Genomic DNA, 216 nt, shown 5'->3' on the forward strand with positions numbered 1-216 from the left:
GATGATGAGGATGAACGAGAGCGTGTAAAGGTACTCAAGTCCGAGCGGCACGAGGATGAATGTGTAGGCGAGCCAGGTCATGATCGCCGCGAAGGTGGTGACGAAGATGACGGCTACCCCCATGCCTTTGGCCGTCTCAAGCTGGCTTGAAACGCCGAGGAAGGGGCAGCAGCCGAGGAACCTCGCGAGCAGTATGTTGTTTACGAATATTGCGCT

1 protein-coding gene is annotated in these 216 nt (G+C 56.5%); it reads right to left on the minus strand.

Annotated elements, in window-relative coordinates; all coding sequences use genetic code 11:
• Nucleotides 1-216, minus strand: a 216-nt coding sequence (locus B0D78_RS12420; RefSeq protein WP_274703316.1) for an Rnf-Nqr domain containing protein, incomplete at both ends; no start/stop codon positions are given.

Origin of the sequence: Pyramidobacter sp. C12-8 (genome assembly GCF_002007215.1) — a bacterium.
Taxonomy (GTDB): domain Bacteria; phylum Synergistota; class Synergistia; order Synergistales; family Dethiosulfovibrionaceae; genus Pyramidobacter.